Here is a 4,183-nt window from a genome sequence, read left to right on the forward strand (position 1 = left end):
AATCATTGGATAAAGCCCTTAAACGTTTCAAAAAGAAATTTGAAAAAACTGGAGTTTTGAGAGAACTGCGTAGCCGTCAAGCATACGAGAAAAAATCTGTTACTCGTCGTACTCAGGTTAAGCATGCAATCTACAAGCAAAATATACAATTAGAAGGAACAGTTTAAGTTCTGACTGATTTTCATGATATAAAAGCACTGCTGATATTCGGCAGTGCTTTTTTTATGTCCGTTTGTTTTGTCATTATTTCAAATAAAACTTGTTTATATGCGATCATTTTGTATATTCACTTTACAGGTTTTTAGAAGCAGAATATATGTCAATAGAAACATTTCTATCTTACTTACAGCACGAGAAACGTTATTCGCTTCACACCATTGAATCTTACAAAGTAGATCTGACTCAGTTTAGTACTTATCTCCTGGAAACATTTGAAATGGAGATGCTGGAGGTGCAACCTGTACAGGTGAGGAATTACATAGTACACCTGATGGAGCAGGGGATAAGTGCAAGCTCCGTGGGCAGGAAGATGTCTGCGTTGAGAAGTTTTTACAAATATCATCAGAGACAGGGGACAATCACTTCCAATCCGGTTACTCATGTAAAAGCACCTAAGGTTGCAAAACATTTGCCGGTATTTATTGACGATCAAAAGCTGGATAATTTGCTGGATTCCGGTGAATTTTTTGACAACACCTTTCCTTCCATCCGGGATAAAATGATCATAGAAGTTTTATTTGGTACTGGTATGCGTCTGGCAGAACTGCTGAATCTTAAAGATCAGGATATAGATTTTTATGGAGAAACAGTCAAGGTATTGGGTAAAGGGGGGAAGCAAAGAATCATACCGATGGCCCGGCCACTGGTGCAGCAGCTGAAAGATTACATCAGTTTAAAAAGCTTACAAAATTTCGACAACAAAACCGCATCCTTGTTCGTTACTAATAAAGGAGCCAGCGCGCACCGGAATTTTATTTATAAAACAGTAAAGAGTTATTTGACATTTATTTCCACGCAGGATAAAAAGAGCCCACACGTTTTAAGGCATTCTTACGCAACAAGTCTGCTGAACAGAGGTGCAGACCTCAATGCGATAAAGGAGTTGCTTGGGCACGCCAGTCTGGCCGCTACCCAGGTGTATACGCACAATTCCATTGAAAGATTAAAAACTATATATAAACAAGCCCATCCAAAGGCATAAAAAAGGAGGACAACATGAAAATCAGAGTTCAATCAATCCATTTCAATGCAGATAAAAAGTTGTTAGACTTTATACAAAGAAAGGTAGATAAGCTGGATCAGTTTTTTGACCAGATCATAAGTGGAGAAGTTTATTTGAAACTGGAGAATGTAGACGATGAGGCGAATAAAATTAGCGAGATCAAACTGATTGTTCCTGGCGGAACATTGTTTGCGAAGGAGCAGTGTAAAACATTTGAAGAAGCGACAGATTTGTCGATTGAGTCCTTAAAAAAACAAATTACTAAACATAAAGATAAGACAAGAACAAAATTAAGTGAACATAAAGTGATTTTAAGCGCGAATGAAGTATCTGATTATTAGATATATATTTGTTTTAAGTTTAAAAAGAGGGATTGACGGTATAAAAACCGTCAATTTTTTTTTGAAAATAATTTTGGATAGAAGATTTATTCTTGTAGATTTGCATTCCATTTCGGAACAGGGGTTGCCTCTTAAAGAAACGGAAAGGTTCTGTGAAAGTTTAAAATTTATATCAATTACATGAGTTTTACGAAACAAATGTAGCATATAAGCCTCCTTAGCTCAGCTGGTAGAGCAACTGACTTGTAATCAGTAGGTCATTGGTTCGATCCCGATAGGAGGCTCTTTTAATCCGCGTAGTGATACGTGGCGGTTAAAAGATGGGGAGATACCAGAGTGGCCAAATGGGACAGACTGTAACTCTGTTGTCGCAAGACTTCGAAGGTTCGAATCCTTCTCTCCCCACAGTAAAAAAAAGCGGAAGTAGCTCAGTTGGTAGAGCGATAGCCTTCCAAGCTATAGGTCGCGAGTTCGAACCTCGTCTTCCGCTCTAAAATTGGAAAAGTTGGGCAGTCGGCAGAGATTGTGGAGTTAAGTCTTAAATGACTTAAATGATCATGCTGCTGAGATTAAAAAGCCGAAGTAGCTCAGCGGTAGAGCACTTCCTTGGTAAGGAAGAGGTCGTGGGTTCAAGTCCCATCTTTGGCTCAGGAAATAAGGAACTTTGTTAAATCTGTAATAAAGGCAGGGTGAACAAGGTTTTTTGTATTGAAATAGTATCAAAACAATAAATTAAAATAAAAGTTAACCTACTAATAAGTATAAAAACATGGCAAAAGAAAAGTTTGACCGCAGTAAGCCGCACTTAAATATCGGTACAATCGGTCACGTTGACCACGGTAAAACAACCTTAACAGCAGCTATCACTAAGGTCTTGGCTGATGCTGGTTTAACTGAGGCTCGTTCATTTGATTCGATTGACTCAGCTCCTGAGGAAAAAGAAAGAGGTATCACTATTAATACAGCACACGTTGAATATTCAACAGCTAACCGTCACTATGCACACGTTGACTGTCCAGGTCACGCGGATTACGTGAAAAACATGGTTACTGGTGCTGCACAAATGGATGGAGCTATCATCGTAGTTGCTGCTACAGATGGTCCAATGCCACAAACTCGCGAGCACATCCTATTGGCTCGTCAGGTAGGTGTTCCTTCATTAGTTGTATTCATGAACAAAGTGGATATGGTTGATGATCCAGAATTATTGGAATTAGTAGAGATGGAAGTTCGTGAATTGTTATCATTCTATGAATTCCCTGGTGATGATATTCCTGTTATCCAAGGTTCTGCTTTGGGTGGTTTGAACGGCGATCCGAAATGGGTTGGTAAAATCATGGAATTAATGGATGCTGTAGATAGCTATATTCCAATCCCTCCACGTTTAACTGATCTTCCATTCTTAATGCCTGTTGAGGACGTATTCTCGATCACTGGTCGTGGTACTGTTGCAACTGGACGTATTGAGCGTGGTGTAATCAACTCTGGAGATCCTGTAGAGATCCTGGGTATGGGTGCTGAAAATCTTAAATCAACTGTTACAGGTGTTGAGATGTTCCGTAAGATCCTTGATTACGGTGAGGCTGGTGATAACGTAGGTTTATTGTTACGTGGTATTGAGAAAACTGATATCCGTCGTGGTATGGTTATCTGCAAACCAGGTTCTGTAACTCCTCACACTGATTTCAAAGCTGAGATCTATGTATTATCAAAAGCAGAAGGTGGTCGTCACACTCCATTCTTCAACAAATACCGTCCGCAATTCTATTTCCGTACCACAGACGTAACAGGTGAAATTTCACTTGCTGAAGGAACTGAAATGGTTATGCCAGGTGATAACGTTACGATCACTGTTAAATTGATCAACGCTATTGCAATGGAAAAAGGTCTTCGTTTCGCTATCCGTGAAGGTGGTAGAACAGTAGGTGCTGGTCAGGTAACTGAAATCTTGAAATAGTAAACAGAACAACTAAGTACATCGTATTTAGTTAAGTATAAAACTTAGTACTTAAACACAGAAGTTTAAGTTAAGCCAAAGGTTTAAGTACTAAGTTATTTCATACACGGGCATAGTTCAATGGTAGAATAGAGGTCTCCAAAACCTTTGATCAGGGTTCGAATCCTTGTGCCCGTGCAAAAACTTAAATATGGCTAGCGTAGTTCAATTCATTAAAGAATCATATGAAGAAATGACCCAGAAGGTTACTTGGCCTGCATGGGGAGAATTGTTAAATTCTGCAGTGTTGGTTCTAGTGGCTTCATTCATCATAGCAATTGTTGTATTTGCGATGGATAAGGGCTCTACTTTTGTTTTAGATACTTTTTATAAATCACTTTCTAATTAATATATATAGCTAAAATGAACGATCAGTTAAAGTGGTATGTAGTTAGAGCTGTTAGCGGAAAAGAGAAGAAGGTTAAGCAGTATATCGATTCTGAAATTAGTCGTTTAGGTTTTTCACATCTTGTTCCTCAGGTATTGATCCCAATGGAGAAATACTATCAGATGAAAGATGGTAAGAAAATTGCTAAAGAACGTAACTTCTATCCTGGTTATGTTTTGATAGAAGCTATATTAGACGGAGAGTTGGAGCACATTATTAAAGGTGTTAATAGTGTG

The 4,183-nt window shown here is 38.6% G+C and carries 6 protein-coding genes and 5 tRNA genes; all 11 read left to right on the forward strand.

The window, feature by feature from the left end; all coding sequences use genetic code 11:
• A partial coding sequence (gene rpsU / locus VNZ46_RS12840) for a 30S ribosomal protein S21 (protein WP_325560515.1) occupies nucleotides 1-167 on the forward strand: 167 nt, incomplete at its 5' end.
• A gap of 149 nt (nucleotides 168-316) precedes the next feature.
• Entirely contained in the window at nucleotides 317-1,201 is an 885-nt protein-coding gene (locus VNZ46_RS12845; RefSeq protein WP_325560513.1) for a tyrosine-type recombinase/integrase, read from the forward strand.
• A gap of 14 nt (nucleotides 1,202-1,215) precedes the next feature.
• Nucleotides 1,216-1,563 (forward strand): ribosome hibernation-promoting factor, HPF/YfiA family, encoded by a 348-nt coding sequence (hpf, locus tag VNZ46_RS12850; RefSeq protein ID WP_133778803.1) that lies wholly within the window; start codon nucleotides 1,216-1,218, stop codon nucleotides 1,561-1,563.
• Between the two features lie 211 nt (nucleotides 1,564-1,774).
• Nucleotides 1,775-1,847, forward strand: a tRNA-Thr gene (locus tag VNZ46_RS12855).
• A gap of 38 nt (nucleotides 1,848-1,885) precedes the next feature.
• Nucleotides 1,886-1,968, forward strand: a tRNA-Tyr gene (locus VNZ46_RS12860).
• A 12-nt stretch (nucleotides 1,969-1,980) separates the two neighbouring features.
• Nucleotides 1,981-2,053, forward strand: a tRNA-Gly gene (locus tag VNZ46_RS12865).
• Nucleotides 2,054-2,139: 86 nt separating this feature from the next.
• A tRNA-Thr gene (locus VNZ46_RS12870) sits at nucleotides 2,140-2,211 on the forward strand.
• A 121-nt stretch (nucleotides 2,212-2,332) separates the two neighbouring features.
• Entirely contained in the window at nucleotides 2,333-3,520 is a 1,188-nt protein-coding gene (gene tuf / locus VNZ46_RS12875) for an elongation factor Tu (RefSeq protein WP_086545150.1), read from the forward strand.
• A 106-nt stretch (nucleotides 3,521-3,626) separates the two neighbouring features.
• Nucleotides 3,627-3,697: transfer RNA gene (locus VNZ46_RS12880), tRNA-Trp, on the forward strand.
• Nucleotides 3,698-3,710: 13 nt separating this feature from the next.
• Nucleotides 3,711-3,908, forward strand: coding sequence for a preprotein translocase subunit SecE (secE, locus tag VNZ46_RS12885; protein ID WP_108552538.1), 198 nt, complete (start codon nucleotides 3,711-3,713; stop codon nucleotides 3,906-3,908).
• Nucleotides 3,909-3,922: 14 nt separating this feature from the next.
• On the forward strand, nucleotides 3,923-4,183 hold a 261-nt coding region (locus VNZ46_RS12890), incomplete at its 3' end, for a transcription termination/antitermination NusG family protein (RefSeq protein WP_325560514.1).

Source organism: Pedobacter sp. (genome assembly GCF_035566355.1).
Classification (GTDB): Bacteria; Bacteroidota; Bacteroidia; order Sphingobacteriales; family Sphingobacteriaceae; genus Pedobacter.

Coding starts and splice junctions, on each gene's coding strand:
- VNZ46_RS12845 (WP_325560513.1), top strand. CDS start 317: ATGTCAATAGAAACATTTCTATCTTACTTACAGCACGAGAAACGTTAT.
- hpf (WP_133778803.1), top strand. CDS start 1,216: ATGAAAATCAGAGTTCAATCAATCCATTTCAATGCAGATAAAAAGTTG.
- tuf (WP_086545150.1), top strand. CDS start 2,333: ATGGCAAAAGAAAAGTTTGACCGCAGTAAGCCGCACTTAAATATCGGT.
- secE (WP_108552538.1), top strand. CDS start 3,711: ATGGCTAGCGTAGTTCAATTCATTAAAGAATCATATGAAGAAATGACC.